This window comes from Pseudomonas sp. NFACC32-1, assembly GCF_900101215.1.
GTDB lineage: Bacteria > Pseudomonadota > Gammaproteobacteria > Pseudomonadales > Pseudomonadaceae > Aquipseudomonas.
Window position 1 is genome coordinate 23,668 of the sequence record NZ_FMUL01000003.1, and the last position, 23,029, is coordinate 46,696.

General features: G+C 61.0%; 25 protein-coding genes. 13 read left to right on the forward strand and 12 right to left on the reverse strand.

What is annotated here, in order from left to right:
- Positions 1-15 precede the first annotated feature (15 nt).
- The 11 genes from BLP99_RS06250 (at position 16) to BLP99_RS06300 (ending at position 12,613) form a co-directional block, all read left to right on the forward strand.
- Positions 16-1,674, forward strand: a complete 1,659-nt coding sequence (locus tag BLP99_RS06250; RefSeq protein ID WP_072399086.1) for a methyl-accepting chemotaxis protein — start codon at positions 16-18, stop codon at positions 1,672-1,674.
- A gap of 37 nt (positions 1,675-1,711) precedes the next feature.
- Positions 1,712-2,245 carry a chemotaxis protein CheW gene (locus BLP99_RS06255; protein ID WP_092179971.1) on the forward strand — a complete coding sequence of 178 codons (534 nt, stop codon included), beginning with the start codon at positions 1,712-1,714 and terminating at the stop codon, positions 2,243-2,245.
- Positions 2,242-3,078 carry a CheR family methyltransferase gene (locus BLP99_RS06260; protein ID WP_072399089.1) on the forward strand — a complete coding sequence of 279 codons (837 nt, stop codon included), beginning with the start codon at positions 2,242-2,244 and terminating at the stop codon, positions 3,076-3,078. The genes BLP99_RS06255 and BLP99_RS06260 overlap by 4 nt, the downstream gene beginning before the upstream one ends.
- The gene (gene cheD / locus BLP99_RS06265; protein WP_072399091.1) at positions 3,075-3,572 is read left to right on the forward strand and encodes a chemoreceptor glutamine deamidase CheD; all 498 of its coding nucleotides are present in this window, start codon (positions 3,075-3,077) and stop codon (positions 3,570-3,572) included. The genes BLP99_RS06260 and cheD overlap by 4 nt, the downstream gene beginning before the upstream one ends.
- A gap of 2 nt (positions 3,573-3,574) precedes the next feature.
- Complete coding sequence (locus BLP99_RS06270; RefSeq protein WP_072399093.1) at positions 3,575-4,648, forward strand: protein-glutamate methylesterase/protein-glutamine glutaminase; 1,074 nt, start codon at positions 3,575-3,577, stop codon at positions 4,646-4,648.
- A gap of 436 nt (positions 4,649-5,084) precedes the next feature.
- On the forward strand, positions 5,085-6,824 hold the full coding sequence (locus tag BLP99_RS06275) for an ABC transporter permease (protein WP_092179973.1): 1,740 nt from the start codon (positions 5,085-5,087) through the stop codon (positions 6,822-6,824).
- A gap of 13 nt (positions 6,825-6,837) precedes the next feature.
- Positions 6,838-8,145, forward strand: coding sequence for an ABC transporter ATP-binding protein (locus tag BLP99_RS06280; protein WP_072399097.1), 1,308 nt, complete (start codon positions 6,838-6,840; stop codon positions 8,143-8,145).
- A gap of 53 nt (positions 8,146-8,198) precedes the next feature.
- Complete coding sequence (locus tag BLP99_RS06285; RefSeq protein WP_176776494.1) at positions 8,199-9,275, forward strand: sensor histidine kinase; 1,077 nt, start codon at positions 8,199-8,201, stop codon at positions 9,273-9,275.
- Complete coding sequence (locus BLP99_RS06290) at positions 9,262-9,888, forward strand: response regulator transcription factor (protein WP_072399101.1); 627 nt, start codon at positions 9,262-9,264, stop codon at positions 9,886-9,888. The genes BLP99_RS06285 and BLP99_RS06290 overlap by 14 nt, the downstream gene beginning before the upstream one ends.
- A 68-nt stretch (positions 9,889-9,956) precedes the next feature.
- Complete coding sequence (locus BLP99_RS06295) at positions 9,957-11,723, forward strand: S8/S53 family peptidase (RefSeq protein WP_072399103.1); 1,767 nt, start codon at positions 9,957-9,959, stop codon at positions 11,721-11,723.
- 146 nt (positions 11,724-11,869) lie between these two features.
- Entirely contained in the window at positions 11,870-12,613 is a 744-nt protein-coding gene (locus BLP99_RS06300; RefSeq protein ID WP_072399105.1) for a substrate-binding periplasmic protein, read from the forward strand.
- A 137-nt stretch (positions 12,614-12,750) separates the two neighbouring features.
- Here BLP99_RS06300 and BLP99_RS06305 read toward each other — a convergent pair whose 3' ends face one another.
- The gene (locus tag BLP99_RS06305) at positions 12,751-13,644 is read right to left on the reverse strand and encodes a LysR family transcriptional regulator (protein ID WP_072399107.1); all 894 of its coding nucleotides are present in this window, start codon (positions 13,642-13,644) and stop codon (positions 12,751-12,753) included.
- Positions 13,645-13,792: 148 nt separating this feature from the next.
- Here BLP99_RS06305 and BLP99_RS06310 point away from each other — a divergent pair, with 148 nt between their 5' ends.
- On the forward strand, positions 13,793-14,662 hold the full coding sequence (locus BLP99_RS06310; protein WP_092179977.1) for an NmrA family NAD(P)-binding protein: 870 nt from the start codon (positions 13,793-13,795) through the stop codon (positions 14,660-14,662).
- 259 nt (positions 14,663-14,921) lie between these two features.
- Here the strand turns inward: BLP99_RS06310 and BLP99_RS06315 are convergent, their stop codons facing one another.
- The 4 genes from BLP99_RS06315 to BLP99_RS06325 form a co-directional block, all read right to left on the reverse strand.
- Positions 14,922-15,554, reverse strand: a complete 633-nt coding sequence (locus BLP99_RS06315; protein ID WP_092179979.1) for a pyridoxamine 5'-phosphate oxidase family protein — start codon at positions 15,552-15,554, stop codon at positions 14,922-14,924.
- A gap of 35 nt (positions 15,555-15,589) precedes the next feature.
- Positions 15,590-16,108 carry a GNAT family N-acetyltransferase gene (locus tag BLP99_RS06320; RefSeq protein ID WP_072399115.1) on the reverse strand — a complete coding sequence of 173 codons (519 nt, stop codon included), beginning with the start codon at positions 16,106-16,108 and terminating at the stop codon, positions 15,590-15,592.
- A 105-nt stretch (positions 16,109-16,213) separates the two neighbouring features.
- On the reverse strand, positions 16,214-16,342 hold the full coding sequence (locus tag BLP99_RS26610) for a hypothetical protein (protein ID WP_256327682.1): 129 nt from the start codon (positions 16,340-16,342) through the stop codon (positions 16,214-16,216).
- A gap of 24 nt (positions 16,343-16,366) precedes the next feature.
- Positions 16,367-17,326 carry a hypothetical protein gene (locus BLP99_RS06325; protein WP_092179981.1) on the reverse strand — a complete coding sequence of 320 codons (960 nt, stop codon included), beginning with the start codon at positions 17,324-17,326 and terminating at the stop codon, positions 16,367-16,369.
- A 342-nt stretch (positions 17,327-17,668) separates the two neighbouring features.
- Here BLP99_RS06325 and BLP99_RS06330 point away from each other — a divergent pair, with 342 nt between their 5' ends.
- Complete coding sequence (locus BLP99_RS06330) at positions 17,669-17,941, forward strand: hypothetical protein (RefSeq protein WP_076406833.1); 273 nt, start codon at positions 17,669-17,671, stop codon at positions 17,939-17,941.
- A gap of 595 nt (positions 17,942-18,536) precedes the next feature.
- On the opposite strand, the gene BLP99_RS06340 is transcribed toward BLP99_RS06330, so the two are convergent.
- From BLP99_RS06340 to BLP99_RS06370, 7 genes are all read right to left on the reverse strand, one after another.
- Entirely contained in the window at positions 18,537-18,938 is a 402-nt protein-coding gene (locus BLP99_RS06340) for a hypothetical protein (RefSeq protein WP_072399120.1), read from the reverse strand.
- Positions 18,939-19,411: 473 nt separating this feature from the next.
- Entirely contained in the window at positions 19,412-19,804 is a 393-nt protein-coding gene (locus BLP99_RS06345; RefSeq protein WP_072430609.1) for a RidA family protein, read from the reverse strand.
- Between the two features lie 137 nt (positions 19,805-19,941).
- Positions 19,942-20,559, reverse strand: coding sequence for a hypothetical protein (locus BLP99_RS06350; protein ID WP_092179983.1), 618 nt, complete (start codon positions 20,557-20,559; stop codon positions 19,942-19,944).
- Positions 20,560-20,732: 173 nt separating this feature from the next.
- On the reverse strand, positions 20,733-21,182 hold the full coding sequence (locus BLP99_RS06355; protein ID WP_231991135.1) for an ASCH domain-containing protein: 450 nt from the start codon (positions 21,180-21,182) through the stop codon (positions 20,733-20,735).
- A gap of 205 nt (positions 21,183-21,387) precedes the next feature.
- Entirely contained in the window at positions 21,388-21,642 is a 255-nt protein-coding gene (locus tag BLP99_RS06360) for a DUF2790 domain-containing protein (protein ID WP_072399126.1), read from the reverse strand.
- 112 nt (positions 21,643-21,754) lie between these two features.
- Positions 21,755-22,225 carry a cyanase gene (cynS, locus tag BLP99_RS06365; protein ID WP_063320589.1) on the reverse strand — a complete coding sequence of 157 codons (471 nt, stop codon included), beginning with the start codon at positions 22,223-22,225 and terminating at the stop codon, positions 21,755-21,757.
- A gap of 39 nt (positions 22,226-22,264) precedes the next feature.
- Positions 22,265-22,924 carry a carbonic anhydrase gene (locus tag BLP99_RS06370; RefSeq protein ID WP_072399128.1) on the reverse strand — a complete coding sequence of 220 codons (660 nt, stop codon included), beginning with the start codon at positions 22,922-22,924 and terminating at the stop codon, positions 22,265-22,267.
- Between the last annotated feature and the right edge of the window lie 105 nt (positions 22,925-23,029).

A 23,029-nucleotide genomic window follows, 5' to 3' on the forward strand; every position in this document is an offset into this window, starting at 1 on the left:
GAGAGGTACTTCCCAATGAAATGGTTCTACGATCTTAGAATCGCCACCAAACTGATCACTTCATTTCTCGTGGTGTTGGCCCTCACTGCCATCATGGGAGTGTTCTCGATCATCCAGCTGGGCCAGGTAAACGGCACCACCATCGAGATCCGCGAGAACTGGATGCCATCCATGCGGGCAGCCTCGGGCATGCGCTTCTTCGCGGCCAGCTATCGCCTCAAGGAAAACCGGCACATCGCGGCCGACTCCGAACAGGAGCGAACCACCCTGGAGCAGGAAGCGGAAGAAGCCAGGAAGGCCTTTGAAACGCGCCTGGCGACCTATGAAAAACTGCTCTCCAGTGCCGAGGATCGCCAACTGCTCGATGCAACCCGCACAGACTGGGTCGCTTACCTGGCGGTGAGCAAAGACCTGTTCGCGCTGTCCCGGCAGAACCTGACCCAGGAAGCCCAGGCGCTGCTCAAGGGCGAGTCCAAGCGTCACTTCGACCTGGTCACCGCCGACCTGCAGAAAATGGTTGAATTCAACGACGCCGGCGCCGGCGCGGCCAGTGAGCATGGCACCGCGCTGTTCGAAAAATCCCGCCTGTCCATCATTGCCGTACTCATCGCCGCCCTGCTGGTGGGCCTGGGCCTGGCGCTGTTCATTTCCCGGGTGATCTCCCGTCCGTTGAAGCAGGCCGCGCTGGTGGCCGAGCAACTGGCCGAAGGCAACCTGAACGCGAAGATCGAAGGGGGTTCGAAGGACGAAACCGGCATGGTGCTCAATGCCATGCAGAACATGGTGGGCAAGCTCTCGCACATCATCGGCGAGGTACGTAACGCAGCGGACAACCTGGCCAGCGCGTCGGAAGAAGTCAGCGCCACCGCGCAATCCATGAGCCAGGCTACCAGCGAACAGGCGGCCAGCGTCGAGGAAACCAGCGCCTCCATCGAACAGATGAGCGCCAGCATCAACCAGAACACCGAGAACGCCAAGGTCACCGACGGCATGGCCAGCAAAGCCGCCAAGGAAGCCACCGACGGCGGCGAGTCGGTGCAGCAGACCGTAGTGGCGATGAAGAAAATCGCCCAGCGCATCAGCATCATCGATGACATCGCCTACCAGACCAACCTGCTGGCCCTCAACGCCGCCATCGAAGCCGCCCGCGCCGGCGAGCATGGCAAGGGCTTCGCCGTCGTCGCCGCCGAAGTGCGCAAACTGGCCGAGCGCAGCCAGATCGCCGCCCAGGAAATCGGCGAGCTGTCCTCCAGCAGCGTCGACATGGCCGAGAAGGCGGGCAACCTGCTCAACGAGATGGTGCCGTCGATCAACAAGACATCGGACCTGGTGCAGGAAATCAGCGCCGCCTCCGAAGAACAGGCCGCCGGCGTGGCGCAGATCAACACCGCCATGACCCAGCTCAACCAGGTGACCCAGCAGAACGCGTCCAGCAGCGAAGAGCTGGCCGCCACTGCCGAAGAAATGAGCAGCCAGGCCGAACAACTGCAACAGGCCATGAGTTTCTTCACCCTGGACACGCCGGCCAAGTCGGCCGTCCTGCCGGTGAAGGTGGACAACACCCCGAGTCCGTCCAGCCGCAAGCCGGCCCGGGCCACGGTGACCGTGTTGCCCAAGTCGTTCGCCTACAACATGGCCAGCGCACCGGACGAATCCGAATTCACTCGGTTCTGACGGCCGTCATCACTGGCTCGCTAAAGGAGAAAAAGGCATGGGCGCCATCGCGACCACTCGTCAAACCGCAATGGCGGTCGAGGAAGAAGCGCAATACCTGACATTCATGTTGGGCACGGAGATGTTCGCCATCGGCATCCTGTGCATCAAGGAAATCATCGAGTACGGCAACCTGACCGTGGTGCCGATGATGCCGTCGTTCGTACGCGGGGTGATCAACCTGCGCGGCGCGGTGGTGCCGGTGGTGGATCTGTCGGCCCGTTTCGGCCGGCAGAACTCGTCGATTACCCGGCGTTCCTGCGTGGTGATCATCGAGGCCAACAGTGCCGACGGCCAGGCCCAGGACATCGGCCTGCTGGTGGACACCGTGTCGGCGGTGCTGGAAATCCCGGCCTCGCAGATCGAACCGCCGCCGAGTTTCGGCGCGAAGATCCGCGCCGATTTCATCAGCGGCATGGCCAAGGTCGACGGCAAGTTCGTCATCGTGCTGGAAGTGGACAGGGTGCTGTCTATCGACGAGATGTCCCAGATCGCCGAGGCTGGCCCCGCATTGGAGTTCGAAGGACAGTGAACACTCAGACCTGCACGGAACGCACGGCGAACGGGCTGGCGCTCAGCGACCGGGAATTCGGTCAGTTCCAATCCTGGCTGTACCAGGCCGCCGGCATCAACCTGTCGCCGGCCAAGAAAGCCCTGGTGGCCGGGCGCTTGTTCAAGCGTCTCAAGCACTATGAGCTGGACAGCTATGGCGATTACTTCAAGCTGATCATGAACGGCCAGCGCCGCGATGAACTGCAGGTGGCGCTGGACCTGCTCACCACCAATGAAACCTATTTCTTCCGCGAGCCCAAGCATTTCGATTTCCTGCGCCAGCATGTATTGCCCCATGCAACGCCAGGGAAGACCTTTCGCCTGTGGAGCGCGGCCAGTTCGTCGGGGGAAGAACCCTACAGCCTGGCCATGACCCTGGCCGAGGGGCTGGGCACCACGCCGTGGGAGGTGATCGGTTCGGACATCAGCAGCCAGGTCCTGGCCAAGGCGCGCTCCGGGCACTACCCGATGGAACGGGCCCGCACCCTGCCCCAGCCCTTGCTGGTGAAATACTGCCTCAAGGGCACCGGCAGCCAACAGGGCACGTTCCTGATCGACCGGTCGCTGCGCAGCCGGGTCAACTTCATCCAGGTCAACCTCAACGACACCTTGCCGGAGCTGGGGGAGTTCGATGTGATCTTCCTGCGCAACGTGATGATCTATTTCGACCAGCCCACCAAAAGCAAAGTGGTCGCCCGATTGATCCCCCGGCTCAAGCCCGGCGGGTATTTCATCGTGAGCCATTCGGAAAGCCTCAATGGCGTCTGCGATGCGTTGAAGCTGGTGGCTCCCTCGATCTATCGCAAGCCATGAACGCCGCAACCAAGCAAGTGGCCGAAGTGTACCTGGGGCCGGGGGAATTCCGTTTCGCCACCTGCCCGACCCGCCTGCGCACGATCCTGGGTTCCTGTGTGGCGGTCACGCTGTGGCATCCCGAGCGCAGGATCGGCGGCATGTGCCACTTCATGCTGCCCAGCCGCGTACGCTGCTCCACCGCCCTCAACGGCATGTACGCCGACGAAGCCATCGAACTGTTCGTGCGCCAGGCCCGGGCCCACCGCACCGAGCCCGAGGATTACCAGCTCAAGCTGTTCGGCGGCGGCGAGATGTTTCCCGAGTTGCAACGCCATGTGCCGTTCGGCGATGTGGCGCGGCAGAACGTCAACGCGGCGCTGGAAATAGCCTCTCTTTATCGCCTGGACCTGATCGCCCAGGACATGGGCAGCACCGGCTACCGCAGCATCATTTTCGACCTTTGCAGCGGCGATGTGTGGGTCAGACACCAACCGATAAGGACCCGGCATTAACCATGTCAAAAAAGATCAATGTTCTGCTGGTGGACGACTCCGCCGTGGTGCGCCAGGTGATGCTGGCGATTCTCAGCGAGACACCGGATATCCATGTGATGGGCGCTGCGTCAGATCCGATTTTCGCCATGGACAAACTGGCCCGCGAGTGGCCCGACGTGATCGTGCTGGACGTGGAAATGCCACGCATGGACGGCATCACCTTCCTCAAGAAAATCATGAGCGAGCGCCCCACGCCGGTGGTGATCTGCTCGTCCCTGACGCCAACGGGCGCGGAAACCACCGCACAGGCCATGGCGGCCGGCGCGGTGGAAATCATCACCAAGCCCACCAGTGGCCTGAAGAACTTCCTGCTGGAGTCGGCGTCGGAACTGGTGACGGCGATCCGGGCCGCCGCCCAGGTCAATGTGCGCAACCTGGGCCGGCGCCCTGCCCCGGCCCCGTTGGTGCCGGCCGCCAAGCTCAGCGCCGATGCCATGCTGCCCGCCGCCAACGGCCATGCCATGGCGCAGACCACCGAACGCATCGTCGCCCTGGGTACTTCCACTGGCGGCACCCAGGCCCTGGAAGCGGTGCTGACCGCCTTGCCGCGGGTATGCCCCGGTATCGTCATCGTCCAGCACATGCCGGAAAAATTCACCGCCTCGTTCGCCGCCCGGCTCAACAGCCTGTGCCAGATCGAAGTGCGCGAAGCCCGCAACAACGACCGCATCCACCCCGGCCTGGCCCTGATCGCCCCCGGCGGCAAGCACATGATGGTGACCCGCAGCGGGGCGTTCTATCACGTGCAGGTGGTGGACGGCCCGCTGGTCAACCGCCACCGTCCTTCGGTGGATGTGCTGTTCCGCTCGGTGGCCAAGTTCGCCGGCCGCAACGCCACCGGCATCATCATGACCGGCATGGGCGACGACGGCGCCCGCGGCCTCAAGGAAATGCTCGACGCCGGCAGCGCCACCGTGGCCCAGGACGAAGCTAGCTGCGTGGTCTTCGGCATGCCCAAGGAAGCCATCAAGCTCAACGCGGCGCAACGGGTCATGGGCTTGCAGGAAATAGCCCAGGTGATCCTACACCGGTGAAATCGTCGCAAGAGCGCCGATCAGAAGCGTCAGCGCGAGAAAACCACCGAGAAAAATCGCCATCTTTGTCATGAGTTGTTCCTGAACGAGAATGCTGCGTTCAAACAAGCCACCCGCCCCTTGTGGGAGCGAGCCTGCTCGCGATGGTGTGTCAGGCAACGCTGTACTGTCTGCCAGTGTGCCATCGAGAGCAGGCTCGCTCCCAACGGGGGGTGATTTCAGGTTTCTGTCGCCATTGACCCGCTGTGTAGTTTGGCCAGGGGTACGAGCTCATTACAGACGCACCTGCCGGCGAAAAATGCGGATCAGCGATATACCAACGTATATTTTCCCGTCCCTAGTCATTCTGGCCCCGCCCGGGGGCTCCGATTAATCTTGCCGGGCGTTCAGCGCAGTCCCTCCAGGTCCTCCAGCTTGCTCATCAGAGAGGTGGTCTATGCGCCCTTCAATCCCAACCCCCGCATGGCTTGCTTTCAAGTACAGCCAACAGGTTTGCTGGTGGGCCGATCTCGCCCTGCTGGGCCTGTTGATAGCGCTGGCCGTGTTCATCGCCTATGGCCTCGAACAAATGGACCAGCCCCTGGGGGCTCTCGATGCGTCGCCGCTGTCGCTGGACCTGGCCCATCTGCCGGGATACACACTGCGCACCACCTTGCGCATGTTCATCGCGCTGCTGGCGTCTTTTGTCTTTTCGCTGGTGATCGCCAGCCTGGCCGCGAAAAGTCGCAAGGCGGCCCTGGTGATACTGCCTGCCCTGGACATCCTGCAATCCGTGCCGGTACTGGGTTTTCTCACCTTCACCGTGGTCTTCTTCATGGGCGTCTTTCCCGGCAAACAGTCCGGCGTGGAATGCGCGGCCATCTTCGCCATCTTCACCAGCCAGGTCTGGAACATGACCTTCAGCGTCTATCAATCGCTCAGGACCATGCCCCACGACCTCTACGAAGTGAGCCGGCAATTCGGCTTTTCGCCCTGGCAACGTTTCATCCGGCTGGAGTTGCCATTCGCCACGCCGGGCCTGGTGTGGAACATGATGATGTCGATGTCCGGCGGCTGGTTCTTCGTGGTGGCATGCGAGGCGATAACCGTCGGCGATACGACCGTGAGCCTGCCGGGCATCGGTTCCTGGCTGGCACTGGCCATCGAACAGAAGAACGTCGCTGCGACCGTGTGGGCAGTGCTGGCCATGGTCGCCGTGATCATGCTGTACGACCTGCTGTTCTTCCGGCCCGTGGTGGCCTGGGCGGACAAGTTCCGCTTCGAACAGACCGCCGCCCAGAAACGCCCCCGGTCGAGAATCTACGACCTGTTGCGCTCGACCCGCCTGGTGCCGTTGACGTTGACCGCGCTGGGCAGCATCAAGGCCGCGTTGTACCTGCCCAGGTTGCCCAGGCTCCCCCCGTTTCGCTTCAAGGCCAGCGAGGGTTTCAATCGTGTCGCCGACCGGGCCTGGATCGCCCTGGTGGCCCTGGCCTGTCTGGCCGGCCTGCTGCAATTGGCAGGTTTCATCGCCAGCACCTTGGGCCAGGAAGATGTCATCGAGGCCTTCGGCCTGGGGCTGGTCACCCTGCTGCGGGTCGCGGTGCTCATCGTCCTCGCCAGCCTGGTCTGGGTGCCCATCGGCGTCTGGATCGGCCTGCACCCGCGCTGGGCCGAACGCCTGCAGCCCGTCGCGCAGTTGCTGGCGGCCTTTCCGGCCAACGTGCTGTTTCCCTTTGCCGTGATCGCCATCGTCACCCTGAAGCTCGACCCGGATATCTGGCTGTCGCCGCTGATGGTGCTGGGCACCCAGTGGTACATCCTGTTCAACGTGATCGCAGGTGCCAGCGCGCTGCCCAACGATCTGCGCGAAGCGGCGCGCAACTTCCGGGTGGGCGGCTGGCAGTGGTGGCGCGTGGTCGCACTGCCCGGGATCTTTCCGTATTACGTCACTGGCGCCCTCACTGCCGCCGGCGGTTCGTGGAACGCCAGCATCGTCGCCGAGGCCGTGTCCTGGGGCGACGAGCATCTCTACGCCCGCGGGCTGGGCGCTTTCATTGCCCAGGCCACGACCGCAGGGGACCTGCCACGGGTGGCCCTGGGAGTGACGGTCATGTCGGTTTTCGTCGTGGGTTTCAACCGCCTGCTGTGGCGCCCGTTGTACGGGTTCGCCGAGCGTCGGCTTCGAATTGATTGAGGGAGGTGAGCCAATGCAAGCACTCATGGACAAACGCTGCCTGGTGGATGTGCAACAGCTTCGGCATGTCTACGGTACCGCTGGCGGTGCCGAGCGACTGGTACTGGACGACGTCTGCATGCGCTTGAACGATGGCGAGATCGTCGGCCTGCTGGGGCGTTCGGGCTCGGGCAAGTCCACCTTGCTGCGGTCCATCGCTGGCCTGATCGCGCCCACGGCCGGCGTGGTCGACTTCCCTGCCGATGACCGCGGGCTGGCCAGCTCGGTACGCATGGTCTTCCAGAGCTTCGCCCTGTTCCCCTGGCTGACGGTGCTGCAGAACGTGGAAGTCGGCCTGGAAGCGCTGGAAGTGGCGGCGCCCGAGCGGCGCCGACGGGCCCTGGCCGCCATCGACATGATCGGCCTCGACGGTTTCGAAAGCGCCTTTCCCAAGGAACTGTCGGGTGGCATGCGCCAGCGCGTCGGCCTGGCCCGCGCACTGGTGGTCGCTCCGGATGTGCTGCTGATGGACGAGCCGTTTTCCGCACTGGACGTGCTGACGGCCGAAACCCTGCGCACCGACCTGCTGGATCTGTGGTGCGAAGGCCGGATGCCGATCAAGTCCATCCTGATGGTCACCCACAACATCGAAGAAGCCGTGCTGATGTGCGACCGGATACTGATTTTCTCCTCCAATCCGGGGCGGATCATGAAGGAAATCGTCGTCGACCTCAGCCAGCCGCGCAATCGCGCCGACCCGGCGTTCCAGGCGTTGGTGGAGCATATCTATGTGCAGATGGCCGGCGGTGGCCGGGACGGTTCAGCCCATACGGGTGCATTTGCAGGCACTGGCGTGGGCATGGTGTTGCCTTCGATTTCAACGAACGCCCTGGCCGGCCTGATCGAGGCGGTGCACGAGCAGCCCTACGACGGTCAGGCGGACCTGCGTGAACTGGCCGACACTTTGCGCTATAGCCCCAGCGATCTCTTCCCGGTGGCCGAGGTGCTGCAACTGATGCGCCTGGCCGATCTGCAGGACGGCCATCTCGCACTGCTGCCGGCCGGGCGGCGCTATGCCCGATCGACGGTCGACGAGCGCAAGCAATTGTTCGCCCAGCAGCTGCTCAGGCACGTTCCCCTGGTGGGCCATGTGCGCAAGGTGCTGGATGACCGTCCCACCCGCACGGCACCCGCCAGGCGCTTCCGGGACCAACTGGAGGACTTCATGTCGGAGCACGACGCTGCGACTACCCTCGATTGCGTCACGCAATGGGGGCGCTACGCAGAGCTGTTCGCCTACGACGAAGTGGCCGACCGGTTCAGCCTGGACAACCCTTCCTGAGCCACGGGCACAGAGGCGATATACACTGCGTGCCTGGGCCGGCCATTTGCGCGATGCGAGATGAATATCCAGTGAGAAGCACTCAATTGACCCTTCGCCTGCTGCTGTTGCTGGGATTGTCCCTCGGCATCGCGGCCATAGACACCGTCACCGACCTTGAAATCGCGGTGGGCGTCTTCCAGATCGTCGTGGTGCTGATTGCCGTACGAATCCTGCCGACCCGCGCCGTCGCCGGCCTGTCGGTCGCCTGCATGCTCCTGACGATCCTCAGTTATCGGCTCACCCGCTTCGGCGATACGGAGGCCGGGCTGGTCAACGTCCTGATCAGCCTCGCCGCCATCGCCGGTACCACCTACCTGGCGCTGCGCCTGTCCGCCGCCATCGGCACGGTGCACAAAACCCGCGCGCACCTGGCGCACATCGCTCGCGTCAACATGCTGGGGGAGCTGGCCGCGTCCATCGCTCACGAAGTGAACCAGCCACTGGCCGCGGTGGCCACCAGCAGCAGCGCGTGCCTGCGCTGGATGGCCAACGACCCGCCCAACCTGCCCAAGGCCCGCCAGGCCGTGGAACGCATCATCGCCGACACCCATCGGGCCAGCGAAATCATTACCCGCCTGCGGAGCATGGCCCGGCACCAGGCCCCCAGCAAGCGGTGGCTGAACGTCGCCGACACGGTGAATGCCGCGCTGCGGCTGCTGGCCGGCGAACTGAACGAGCAGAACATCAGCCTACGGGTGCATGTCCAGGAAGGCCTGCCGCCGATGCTGGCGGATGAAGTACAGATCCAGCAGGTCATCCTGAACCTGGCGATGAACGGGATCGACGCGATGCGGCAGGTCGATGTCGAGCAGCGCAGCCTGGAGGTCAATGTCGTACTGGAATCGGCCCAGCGCTTGCTCTTTTGTGTGTCAGACCAGGGCAAGGGCCTCAGCGGCAACGACCACGAACGGGTATTCGACGCGTTCTACAGCACCAAGCACGACGGCATGGGCATGGGCCTGGCCATCAGCCGTTCCATCATCGAGGCCCATGACGGTCGCCTCTGGGTCAGCAGCGATCCACAGTCAGGCGCCACCTTCCACTTCACCCTGCCGGCCGTAACCCGAGAATCCGATGACAGCCCATGACCCCAACGAATCGATGATCTATATCGTCGATGACGACAGTTCCGTGCGCGCCTCGCTGCAGGACCTCCTGGCTTCCGTCGGCCTGCCGAGCATGGCCTTCGGCTCGGCGCGGGAATTCATGGACGCCACGCTTGCCGATACGCCGGCGTGCCTGATCCTCGACGTGCGGATGCCGGGCTTGAGCGGCCTGGATTTCCAGCAGGAAATGGCCCGCCTAAACATCCAGGTTCCGGTTGTCTTCATCACCGCCCATGGCGACATTCCCATGTCGGTGAAGGCCATGAAAGGCGGGGCACTGGAGTTCCTGACCAAACCGTTTCGTGAACAGGACCTGCTGGACGCCATCGGCCTGGGCTTGAGTCGTGATCGGCAGCGACGTCAGCTCGCAGAAAAGATGGATGAGCTGAAACGTCGTCACCGCACCCTCACTGACGGAGAGCGGGAGGTGATGGATCTGGTGGTCTGCGGTCTGCTGAACAAGCAGGTGGCCGGGCGGCTGGGGTTGAGCGAAGTGACGGTGAAGGTGCGACGCGGCGCCTTGATGCGCAAGATGGGCGCCGATTCGTTGGCCACGTTGGTGAAGATGTCGGAAAGACTCAAGGACGCCAGCTGATGCGCCGCTGAACGAAGCGCACCCTGCGGCAGTCGGAACAACAAATCCCTGCCAGAGAACACTGGTTCATGCCCGTACGATCCGCTGCCCTCGCCGCTTTGCTCACCCTGGCCACCCACACCCTGGCTGCCGCGCAAGAGCCGCTGCGCCTGGAAGCCCTGAAGCGCTGCGGCGACCTGCTGCAAAGCCAACGACAGGACTGGTGCCTGACCGTGCGCGGCCTGGGCCAGGACGCCCCACAACTGAAGCTGGGTGACAAGGCGATACCGGCGCAAGCCGTCCAGCGCGACGGGGCCAACCTCCGGTTGAGCCTGGACAGCGCCGACTACCAGAGCGGACCGCTCTGGCTGCAGGAGGGTTCGCGCACCAGCAACGCAGCCTGGCTGACCCTGCGCAACAGTCACGTCCTGGCCGCCACAGCGGACGAAGTGGCGAAGAACATGGACGGCCTGACCACCTACGTCAACCTGGTCAGCGTGCTGATCGAGGAAGATCGCGAAGGCTTGCCGGAGGCCCAGCGCCTGGCCAGCAAGTATGGGGCGAAGGTGGTCGGCAGTATCGCGCCGCTGAACGTGTACCAACTGCGCTTGCCCGCCAGCGACCTGGTGCAGCGCGACGCGCTGGTGCTGCGCCTGGGCAGCGAGACCAGCGTGGATGCCGTGGTGGTGGAAGAATCCGCCGCAGAAGAAACCGAGCAGGCCACCGCCCGCCCGGCAGAACCGAAGAAACCGGCCCAGGACTCCGATGAATGGGCGGCGAACCGCTTTCTCGATGCGGTGAATTATTACCAGCGGCGCATTCCCGGCCAGCAGGCGCCCATCCGGCCGCAGCCGGTGCGCATCGGCCTGATCGAGCGCGACGTGGACTTCGACACCGCGGATTTTGCCGATTACCTCGGTCCCTGCTCGGCGCCGCGCACGTGCGTCTACGCACGCGATGCCGATAAGCCGGATAACCATGGCACCACCGTCGCCGGCATCCTCGCCGCACGCTGGGACGACGGCGGCAATACCGGTTTTCTGAGGGGGCTGGACAAGACCAGCGGTGGTTTCGAGGTCATCGTCGAACGCAATTCGGACGCGGGTATCACCGCCAACATCGCCGCCTCGGTCAACCTCGTGGAAGACGGCGTGCGAGTACTCAACTGGAGTTGGGGCATTCACCGGGTCGGCGCCAAGGATGTCAAAGGCGACGACGTGGATTCGCTGCTGCGCTCGGGGATCGCCATGGGAGGCTACGAGGAACTGTTGGAAGAATTTTTCCTGTGGCTACGCAAGGCCCATCCCGACGTGGTGGTGGTGAACTCCGCCGGCAACGGGTCTTCGTTCTCGGGCACGGACGAATACCGCCTGCCCTCCTCCTTCATCACTGAGCAACTGCTGGTCGTTGGCGGCCACCAGCGCAGCGAACGCACCGGAGTCGCCGTCCAAGACCCGGCCTATGCGGTCAAGCGCGACTCCTCCAACATCGACATGCGTGTCGATATCACAGCCGCCGCCTGCGCCCACGCCTCGACGCCCCAGGCCGGCCAGGAAGGCGCGGTGCATTGCGGCACCTCCTATGCCACCCCCATGGTGGCGGGATTGCTGGCGGCGATGCTGTCCATCAATCCGCAACTGCAACCCGAACAGTTGCGCATGCTGCTGCGCCGCAGCGCCATGACCATTGGCGATAATCACGACTTCGAGGCCATGGACGGCGAGGATCTCACCGCGCCCATCCTGCCATCGGAGCGCCGTTATCAGCTCAACGACAAAGACGTGGGCCGCTCGGCGCGGCTGGACATGCAAAAGGCATTGGACCTGGCCGCCCAGAGTCGCGAGCGGGTGCGCTGAGTCCGGCCAGGTTGGCGATGGGAGAATGATTGGATAGGCGCCATCGCGGCAGGGCGCCTGTCTGGCGACATTCCAGGGTCTATACTGAGTTTGTCCCTTCAGTCAGCTGCGCTCTTGAATACCGACCAGGCCACCAGGCAGAACACTTGAAATATTCCATATTCGCCGTTGCGCTGCTCTGCCTACTGCTCGGCACGCCGGTCAGGGCCGAGTCGTACCTGGTCGTCACCGAAGAGTGGGCGCCGTACAACTACCTGGAAAACAATCAACTGACGGGCATGACCACGGAAATCGTCCGGGCCATCATGACGTTGACCGCAGACGACTTCCCCATCGAAGTGCTGCCCAGCATGCGCAGTTCACGGGTCTTGAAGACCCGGCCGAAGACCATCCTGTATTCCATGTTCCGTACCGCCGAACGCGAACCGCTGTACAAGTGGGTCGGGCCCATCGTCGAGGAATCCATTTACCCCTATCAACTGGCCAGTGCACAGCAACCGGTCAATACACTGGAGCAACTGTTGCAGGCGCCCCAGATCACCACGCGCAATGCCGGCCTGATTCCCGAAGTGCTGCAATCACGCGGCTTCAGGAATCTGGACAAGAGCGCCACCGGAAGCCTGCAGCTCTACCGCATGCTCCTGGCCGGGCGAACGGAGATCATCGTCGGCGATACCCCGGCGGGCATGGCTTACTACAGCCGTCAGTTGAAAATCCCGCCTGGCCTGTTGCGGCAGGTGCCTGTCGAACTCTATCGATCCTCCCTGTACATCGCCTTCAGCCGCGACTCGGATGACAGCGTCGTCGCCGCCTGGGCCCGCGCCCTGGAGCAACTGCGCCGCTCGGGCGAGCTGGAGCGCATCCAGCGCCGGTACGCCCAGCCCAGGTAGTAACCGCGTACCGTCGAGCCTGCGCATCGGCTCATCGTGCTTCGGCAAGCCTCATGAAACCGGGTCGCGGGACAAGTGATCGACAAGTCGATGCAGTCGCGGACGGCGACGTTTCTCGAATCGGCGGCTCGCCACAGTCAGGCTGAAGACTTCTCGGTGCCTTCGAAAGTCAGGGAAAGGTCCGGGTATCGGGCGCAGATGAAGTCCACGAATGCGCGAACCTTGGGGGGCGCAAGACGCCTGGAGGTATGCAAGACCCAAAGCGCCGGTTCGGCGCCCACCATCGTGCCCCACTGAACCAACTCGCCACGGGCAAGCTGGTTCCAGGCGATGGATTGTGGAATGAGCGCTGCACCGCCACCGGCCACAGCGGCATCCCGGACCATCAAGAAGGAGGAGAATCGCATGTTCGGGTTCGGCTCCAGCACCAACTGCCCACCATCGAGAACCCACTGGGTGGGCTGGAAGGTCGAGGTCACGATGCCGGGAACCACCCTGACGTCCCCGGGCATGGGCTTGGGTATGCCCGGCGCGGCCACGACCACCAACCGGTCCCTGGCGAAGCAGCGGCCGACCAGATTGCTGTCCGGACTCGGGTTGATCCGGATGGCGACATCGAATTGCTCCTCCACCAGATCCACCTTCCGATCTTCCGCCACGACTTCAATCTCGACCTGCGGGTAGGCCCTACAGAATTGCGCTCCAATGCGTCCCATCGCGAGCTGGGAGAACAGCACGGGGGCCGCGACCCGCAAGCGGCCACGAGGTGTCGAAACGCCTTCCCGAGCTGCCGTCATGGCTTCGGCCACTTCACCCAGTGGCCCCTCGGCCCGAGCCATAAGGCCCTGGCCGGCTTCGGTGAGTTTCAGGCCGCGGGCGCTACGCTCGATCAGCCGCACCCCCAGTTGCTCTTCAAGCTCCGCAATACGCCGCGACAGGGTGGCCTTGGGGATACCGCTCGCGCGGCTGGCCTTCCCCAACCCCTCATGGGTGGCGACCAGAAAGAAATCCAGCAACGCATTCAGGTTCATGGTGTTCCGTTTTTGAAACGAGGTGTCTGGATTCTGCCGTCTTCGTTTTTCAAGTGCAACGGAATACCTTCTCCACATCGAACTTGTTCGAAGCGTCCAGAGCCGCGCCGTCAACGCGGCTCCACTGACCCACTACAGGAGCGTCAAAATGAGCATTCTCGTCATCGGTGCCACGGGCACCATCGGTTCACTCGTCACCCAGGGCCTGGCCAACGCGAACGTCGAGGTCAAGGCCCTCGTGCGCCAAGCGGGCAAACGGGCGTTCCCGGCCGGCGTCACCGAAGTCGTCGCCGACCTCACTGATGTCGCATCGATGCGCACCGCGCTGTCGTCAGTGCGTACGCTGTTCCTGCTCAATGCCGTGACGCCCGATGAGGTCACCCAGGCCCTCATGACACTGAACCTCGCTCGCGAGGCCGGCATCGAGCGCATCGTCTACCTGTCGGTGATTCACGCCGACACGTTCAGCAATGTCCCGCATTTCACCGGCAAATATACGGTCGAGCGCATGATCGAGCGTCTCGACATCCCCGCCACCATCCTGCGACCGGCGTATTTCATGCAGAACGATCGCATGGTCCAACAGACGATCCAGGACTATTCGGTGTACCCGATGCCCATCGGTGCGGCGGGCGTCTGCATGATCGATGCGCGGGATATCGCCGACGTCGCCGTGGCCGAGCTGTTGCGCCGCGACAAGGCCGCTGCCGCGCTGGATAGGCTCACGCTGGAGTTGATCGGGCCGCAAGCGCTTACCGGTGCTAGCGTGGCGAAGATCTGGAGCGCCGTGCTGGGTCGCGAAGTCGCTTATGGAGGGGATGACGTGGTCGCTTTCGAAGGGCAACTGGCATCACACGGGCCCGCCTGGCTGGCCTATGACATGCGCTTGATGATGGAGGGAATCCAGGCAGACGGCATGCGGGCAGCCGAAGGGACGGTGGAACGACTCCAGACCCTTATCGGCCACCCGCTGCGCACCTATGAAGATTTCGTGCGCCAGGCAGTTGCCGGGGTCTGAATGGCGGTGCCAAAGGAGGCGGTTCAGCCTCCTTTGGGCATGATGAGTTGATCGCCTTCTACGCCTGTCAATCCTCCGGCAGCACCCTGTCAATTTAGTTTTTTCACGATGACCTGGCCGGCAACCAACATAAAAGTGTCGGCCCGACATAAACCGCTCATCGTCGTTACACACTCATAGTGTCCGAAGGTCATCAGGAATAAACAACAGGCGCTACCCAGGCCTTATCGAGCCGGGTATCGAGTGCATTGTCAATCGCTCAATAAAGCGTATTGGCGACACGCTCCGGCAGGGCCTTGTCGTAAGCATCGCCATCAACCTGCGCAGGACAGATGCGTTTGAACACTTCGCCTGCCGAGGGCAAGGCGTTGCGCTCGACCTGTCGTTCCCTATCCCATAACCCTGCCCTGACCACCGCCCTGCTGCACTGGAAATAGACGCTGGAAACGGTGACTTCCAGAACGGTCCGAGGGCGCTGCCCTTTTACCTCGAACCGGGCCAGCAGCCCGGGCTCGACCGATATCCTGGCCGTACCGTTCACCCGCAAGGTTTCCCCCACGCCCGGCACCAGGAAAAGCAGCGCGACCCGGGGATCCTCGACAATATTTCGCAGCGAATCGATACGGTTGTTGCCGCGCCGGTCGGGCAGATACAGCGTCTTGCTGTCATGGACATGAACGAATCCCGGCGCGTCGCCCCTCGGGGATGCATCCAGCCCGCCGGGCCCCGAGGAAGCGAGGATCACGAAGCAAGCCGCTTCGATGAAGGGCTGGTAGACCGGATGGATATGGTCGACTTCCTTGAGCAGCGAGGGCGTCGCGACGGCGCCATAGAGGCTTTCCAGCGCTTGTGTCGTGGTGATGTAGGCGCTGCTGTCGTTGTCGCGTTCCATGCTTGTCTCCGTTGCAGGTATTTGAAAAATCGTCTTCAGGTGACTGACCAGACCATTGCACAGCGGCTGCCCGGAGCGTATCCGCGTTGGTATTCGGCGCTCAACAGGGCCGCCAGTCGCGGCTGCAGGTCTTGGGTGGCTTGAGCCTGGAAACCCATGCGGGCATAAAACGGGGCATTCCAGGGCACGTCGATGAATGTCGTGAGGGTGACCAGATGCAGCCCGTTGGAGCGGGCATGCTCCTGGGCAACCTCTATCAGACGCCGCCCCACGCCCCGGCCTTGCCAGGGCCGCGCGACGGATATCTCATGGATATGAAGAGCCTCGCCGTAGCGCTCGGCACTGAGAAACCCTTGCGGCGCGCTTTCGTCATCGAGGGCGACCCAGCATGTCGATAGCGCAATGAGCTGGCGATGTCGCTCGATGGACATCGGCGGCGACTGCGCCACCCAGCTCAACTCATCAATGCTTCCGAACGCCAGGGCGGCGGACGCCTCGATGGCGGGCAGGTGTTGTGCGTCGTCCGCAACGGCGACACGAACAGTCACAGGCATAGGTTCCCTCGGTTCTGTGAATGGACCGGCCCGATCAAGAGCCTGGCAGGCCGCACCCATTCGATGGCGCAGCCTGCGCAAGCATCAGCGCAATGACCCTCGTGGTCAATGCGCCTCCCCCATCAGCCCGCCCACCGCTTTCTCCAGAAAGCCCAGGCAGTGCTCATCCAGCCAGGTGCCTTCGGCGAGGCTGGGTTCTTCCAGCTCACCCACTCGAAGCAACATCGTTTCCAACGCCTGTTTCCTTAGACACTGCCCTTAAGGCTTGGCATTCATGCGCCCCTGGATCGCCACGCGCAGGCAACCCCAGGCAATAAAGCCGACGATCACGCCCTCAGCGATACCCACCAGCAAGTTGAAAGAAAAACTGAGCGGTTGCTCGGCCCAGTAAAACGTCGTCGAGCCCGTTCGAAAACCACTGACGCGCAGCCGTCCGGTAAAAATGGCCGGCACCAAGGTCATGACGTTGGTCAGTTCCAGCACCGCAAAGAAGGCACCCAATAGCGTGAGCAAGGCACGTGCAGGCACGCCCAGTTTCTCGGTCGGCTCAGGCGCAGCAGCGTCGCCCTTTTCCCGGCGCTGACGGGCTGCCCTTACTGCCTTGCCGCTGCTAGGGGCCGGAGTTGGCCTGTAGGGCACCTTCACAACCTGCGCCGCCCCCTCGACGACCTCGTTGGGCAACGCCACGCCCAGGTAGTCGGCCAGCTCCCGCAGCCACACGTCCGTGCGCTGACTGCCCGGCACCACCGGAACGTTGTCGGTGGTCAGGCGATGCGCGGTGCCATCGCGCAGTATCAGCCACAGCTGGGTGCGAGCTCGCTCAACCTGCGGGGAGCGACGCAGTTCGAGGGATTTGGCAGCGTCGATCCGGAAGGCCGATTGCACACGCTCGCGGCGCCCGAAAAAGTTACGGGTCAGGCGCTTGCCTTCGCCGTCGACCCGCGACAACACCAACGTCTCGTGGACGCCGGTGTACACCACCAGCAGCAGGCCAAGGGCAGGAATCAGCAGCCACAGCAGCCCCATCAATAGAGCGGACAGTGGATGCACCTCAGCCATCGACGAGGCCCCATCAACCATCACGAACACGGCAAACGCCATCGGCAAGATAAAGGCCAACGCCCCTATCACCCATACGACCAAGCTCTGCACCACGTTGCGCGAATGGATGTGCAAGTCACCCTGCGCGGTGCGCTCGAACCGATGTCCTATCAACATGCATGCCTCCTGGTGCGTTGTTTTGCAGACCGTTCGAGGGGCTGGGAGACGATCGGAACGCCTCGGGCCGGGATGGTGTTTCAGGGGGCGGAGAATACCCGATGTCGGGAGGGCTCAGGGGTCGGGTGGGGTTTTCTCCGGCGTGAGCAATTGGTCCTACGGAAATGGATCACGTCGATTGGTTTCCTTGGAGAATTCTCATGATTCCTACGAAGGCGTCGGAATCTCTCACCTTGTTCGTCTTGTGGGCGCAAATCTATAGTCAGTCCCGTCGCCAACCATGGTGATCAGGTTTGGCGACCTGCGTATCGGATAAGCCCTCTAACCAAATGGAGCAATCCCATGCAGAGATACATCCCCATCACCGGCATCGACTGCACCCCCGCCTCCTTACTCATCGATACCGAAGCCCCGCTAGATGTCCTACACGCGACAGCCGATTACCGCATTCGTGTGGTGACCCAGGTACTGGAAAACATCGCGTTTCGCTCCGAGATTACAAGCGATACGGTGGTGCTTTCGGATTTCGCGCAGCTTTTGGTGATTCCGTTGCGGGATGGGTGTGATTTGCTGGAGGTGATTGGGCGGCGGCTTCAGGAACAGGTTGGACGTTAAGGGATTATGGGCGCTTAAGGCGCCCGTTTTGGATTTGACAGGGAGTGGCTGGCGAACAGTTGACCTGTAGCCGACGATACGCACGAGGCTGAGGAGAATCGATGTACACAGTGACCGTCGTTAGCGAACGACCCGACTTCAGGTGCTTCCTGGATATGCTATATGGCCCTGGGCGAAACGTAGACACAGAGGGTAATTCATACCCTGTGAACAACCGCTCCTGGACATGCCTGTATGTGAAAGACAGGGAGAGCGATGACCCTTGCATAGAAATCCAAGCGAGCGAGGTAGATGGCTCTAGGTTTACCGTGCAGTCCGACTCGTCGAGGCTGGAGGCGCTGTGTGCGTTGTACCTGTACCTGACCTGTGGTGGGGCGATTTCCTCTTCAGATCAGGCGCTTGATAAATCTGCCATCGAGATGTTGTGCAACAGATATTCCGTCGAGCTCAGCCGAGCCCATGGCTCTATTTGGCATCAGTCGACAGATGAAGCGCCTTATCCACAGGAGTGAACGACGGCTTGTTTCGAAAAACGGGACAGATTTATTATCAAAAAAATAAGTCTGTACCGTATTTCCCAAGCTAAACAAAGTGGTCAACCAACCTCTGAGCTCGCCTTCAGGACACGCATTATTTCCACGACCACAGGCTTCGTGTATTTCGCACCGGCATCAGTCCCCGGTGGGTCTTCACTGCGTAACCACTCACCTTCATCGAATGCTTGGTAAAGCGAAAAGGCGGGCTGTGGCATGACCCCAGTGACGCTCAGGTCAACTATCGCATTTATGATCCCGTTCATGACTCCATCACAAAATGCGTAGGTAAGCGACCCATCCAGATAGCATTCCGCAACCGCAATGGATAGTTCGTTCAGGACGTCTGTGGGGGCAACGCAGTACCTTTCACAAATAGGGACAATCTCGCTCAGCGCCAAACCCTCCGCTTCCGCCGTCACCGCCAGCCTATTGAGTTCATTCATTGGTAAAACGCTGATCATAAATGTTGTCCGGATGAATACGATGGTAGCTGCTGCGTCATTGTAAAACGTCCGATTATTAGGATTGTGCGCACAACGCCGGCATCATCCAACGCCTTTCTTATCATTGCATCGGGTCGGTCAATCTTTGCTGGATCCAAAGCCTGCTATGGGTCGGTAGCTGCTGCTCAGTGAAGGTGTAAATCCTCAAGATCAAGCCGAAGCTTCTTCGCCTTCTGCCTCGTAAAGGCTTCGCAACGGAGCCTGGCCGGTAAGTTTGTGTGGTTTGAAATGGTCACAGAACACTTGACCCGGTCGCTGTTGCTCGAAGCCCCTCGGCTCCACAGCCGGACGAACTCTCCATAAGCAGCACGTTCGATCTACAACGAAAAAAGAAGACAGATTTATTATCAGAGAAAAGTCTGTCCCATTTTTTCCGGATCTACTGCCGCATAGATAGACCTCCATCCAAGATCAGGCGCCTATCAGAAAAGCTATCGCTCTACAGCGACACATTTGATCTCCACGAGAAGGCCGGGGCGAGCCAGTTCACTGACACCTATGCATGTCCATGCACATGTGCTCCTGGGAAAGACCTCATCCTTTACGCGTCTGAAAATCGGCATGTGGCGGTGCATATCGACGTGATAGGTTGTCATTTCGACGACATCTTCAAATTCGCAACCGCCGGCTTTCAAGACGATCCGGAGATTTTCCCATGCAGCCAAAAACTGCTGTTCGGGGTCTTCGATAACTGATAAGTCCGGCGTCCGGCCTACCTGACCAGCGCAGTAAAGGGTTTTTCCTACCTTTACCGCTGGTGCATAACCAGCCTGCTCGCAGAGCAATCTCATGGCATCTGGAACAATGATCTGACGATCAGTCATGGTTGTGGAGCCCAAAATAAACGGATACGCAAGCTAACCCAAGTGCCAGAGCGGCGTCCACACGGGCCACTCCGCATTAATGAATCCAATCTGGCAGGTGCGTCGATCCGCTTAACTTTCAATAAAGCTTCGTCTCGCTATGAGAAGTGAGGCGGTTGCGGGAGCGACGCGATCATTCGATCAAAGGCCTCCACCGAACACCTTCGATCAACGTTTTTCAAGGTGGGCATTTCTGAAGGAAAGCCAAATCGCACGGTTCCGGGAAGCACTTCACTCATGGCTGAATACCAAGTCAGCAGAGCGTGTTGCAGGCGTACGTGTAACTCGAATCTACTCCGGCGCCGGGTCGTGTCCGCTTTGGCTCGCTCGCGGGCGAGCTGATGTTCTATGCAGCCAATGATGTAATGGTCAGCGAAGCCAATACGGCCTTGTGAAATAGTTTCTCTTGTGGCGTCCAACTCTGTTCGCCAGTCTTGTTCGCTCGCCTCGCCGATCTGCCAAAGGCTCCAGATATAGTGGAGCTTGAGAGGATCACTGTCACACAAAGCCCACGAAGAAATCTCTTCCATGGCCAGCGCCGCTCGCCAGCGGTCCACGTTTCGCTCTGCCCAAAAAGCGGCTGCTCCCGCCGGATCCAGCTTTCGATCCGGCTCGTTTTCAAAACGGCCGTTTTCAGGAATGACATGCGGCCCCCCATGCTTGGTGCACCACGTGGTTTTCCCGCTGGCGCTGATACCTTCAACAACCAAAATCATCGTTATGGCTACTTCCTGATTGCATCATCCCTGTGAGCCTTAAAGAACTGGGGCTTACTTGGTCCTCTTTTTCCTTCGCGTGCTGACTGGATGAGACACATATTCACTGCCGCCCGTTTGCCGCTGAGCAGTGGTCCAGCATCGCGTCTGCGCAAGCCCAACTTGCTCATATTTCAGTACTTGCCTGGAAGAAGAAAATCTACCTCGTATATCCCCCTTGCCGCGCGGACAATGGCAGGGTGTGCGACTGGCCTCACGTGACTCAGCTCCCAGGCTAACCAGCCCTCTTCAAAATAGCTTGCACAGGCTGCTTCCATGTCAGCCAGGAGGAAAGGACGCACGACTTTAACGCGCACGATTGCGACAGCGATACCGTCAGCATCTTCGTCTCCGTCGGCGTGGAGAAATCGTTTGTTTTCGACAATCAGCAGATCCTCGGCGGGATCTAGATCTGGATGCCAACGACGAACTTCAAGTGTTTTCTCGCCAGAAGCGATTCGACCGCCACTGGGTCGAACTATTGATAAGGCTCTGATGGATCTCTCCTGAAAGTCAGCGTACGACTGAACCGTTTTTCGAAAGGGATAACGTGAAGCTGGGACAAGCCACGATTTTGAGTTCACCCGCGAAAAAGGAAACAGATTTTTTATCAGAAAAACAAATCTGTTTCTTTTTCCAGAATACCGTCCGAATAGAAGCAGCAAAGCTTGGCGCGAGGTGCAGGTAGCGAAGTATATTGTTCTCAAAAGGCACAGGGGTCGGCGGATGTTTGAGCCCCCTCCCCCGGCGCCGAGTGATCGAGCGCCAGGGGAGTCGGCGGCAGAGGCGTCAATTGGTACAGCCCGTCCCTATAACCTGGTACTCCATGATGTGCCGATCGCCTCTGGAGTCGTCGTAAGTCATCTGCACCGGCACTACATCGCAGATATTGGGTATCGGCGTCATCGCCACAATGTGCGCGATATCCAGTTTCTGAGCGTATTGATAGGGCTCGACTGTAACTTGCGCAGCCCGAGTATCCTGTTCATCGGCCATGGCGACAGAGCCAAGGCAGGCCAGGAATAAGACGAGTAACCGTTTCATAGCAATCACCTGTAATGAGGGCGTGAGAAGGCCAAAGCACTCAATTTGTGCTCAGTCGTGATAAAGGTTTCGGGTGTAGCCCGGTCGTCGCCAGACGCCGGGCTGACTTGCATCAGAAAGGCTTGGTAGGCAGGTACTTGCCGTCCAGGGTGATCACGGCGCGATGGCCGCCCTCCGGATCTTCGACTTTCTTGATGTCCAGCTTGAAGTTGATGGCACTGATGATGCCGTCGCCGAACTTTTCGTGAACCAGAGCTTTGAGGGTGGTGCCGTATACCGAGATCATCTCGTAGAAACGGTAGATGGTCGGGTCGGACGGTACGCCGTCAAAAAAGCTGCCGCGAATTGGCATCGATTGCAGCAAGGCGATCTGATCGGCATCGAGGTCGAGTTTCCTGCCCACGACATTGGCGGCGCTGGCAGGCAGCGGATGCTGGCCGAGCAAGGCCGCAGTGACGAAGGCTTCGGACAAGCCGGTGCCGTCAACGATCTCGGCGAAGGACAGGTCTTTGCGAGCCTTGGCCAGAATGATGGTTTCAGTCAGCTCCTGGCGAGCGGTGCGGGTGGCTTGAGTCTGGATCATGGCGTATCTCCTGGGTTAGCAACGGTGCAGGTACAGGCTTCAGGCAACGTGCCTGGCTTGTTGGGAAACGGCGTGAACTTCGGGGTTCTCGGCGAGGGACACGAAGATCCCGGTACGGCCATCGAAGGCGTCGATACGCCCGCTCTCGATGTCATAGACCCAACCATGCAGGGTCAGGCGGCCTTCTTCGAGAGCCAGGCGAACGGATGGGTGTGTCTGGATGTTGGCCAACTGCGCGATGACGTTTTCGCGCACCATTGAGGCTACTTTGCTCGGCAGATCCGGGTGTTTGCGGGCTTCGTTGACGACCTTGGCCGAGTCGGCGTAACGGAGCCATCCGGCGACGGCAGGCATGTGATCCAGGCACTTGCAGGTGGCCACGGCGGTCATCGCGCCGCAGTCTGAGTGGCCGCATACCACGATGTCTGCGACCTGAAGTGCGGCGACTGCGTATTCAACGGAGGCCGAAACGCCGCCCGGCTCCGGCCCATACGACGGCACGATATTGCCGGCATTTCGAATGACAAACAGATCGCCTGGCTCGCGCTGGGTGACCAGCTCCGGCACCAAGCGGCTATCAGAACAGGAGATGAACAGCGCTCTCGGGTTCTGCTGATTGGCCAGGTCCTTGAACAGTTTGGCCCGCTCAGGGAAGGCGTTTTTTTGGAATTTCAGAAAACCGTCGATGATCGCTTTCATCGTTGCTGTCTCAATGTCGCGGGTGTGAAACAAAGACTAAGCAACGCGTTACATAAGGTAAAAGTCTCATTTATTATGAGATAGATCAGATTACCTTATGGTCAA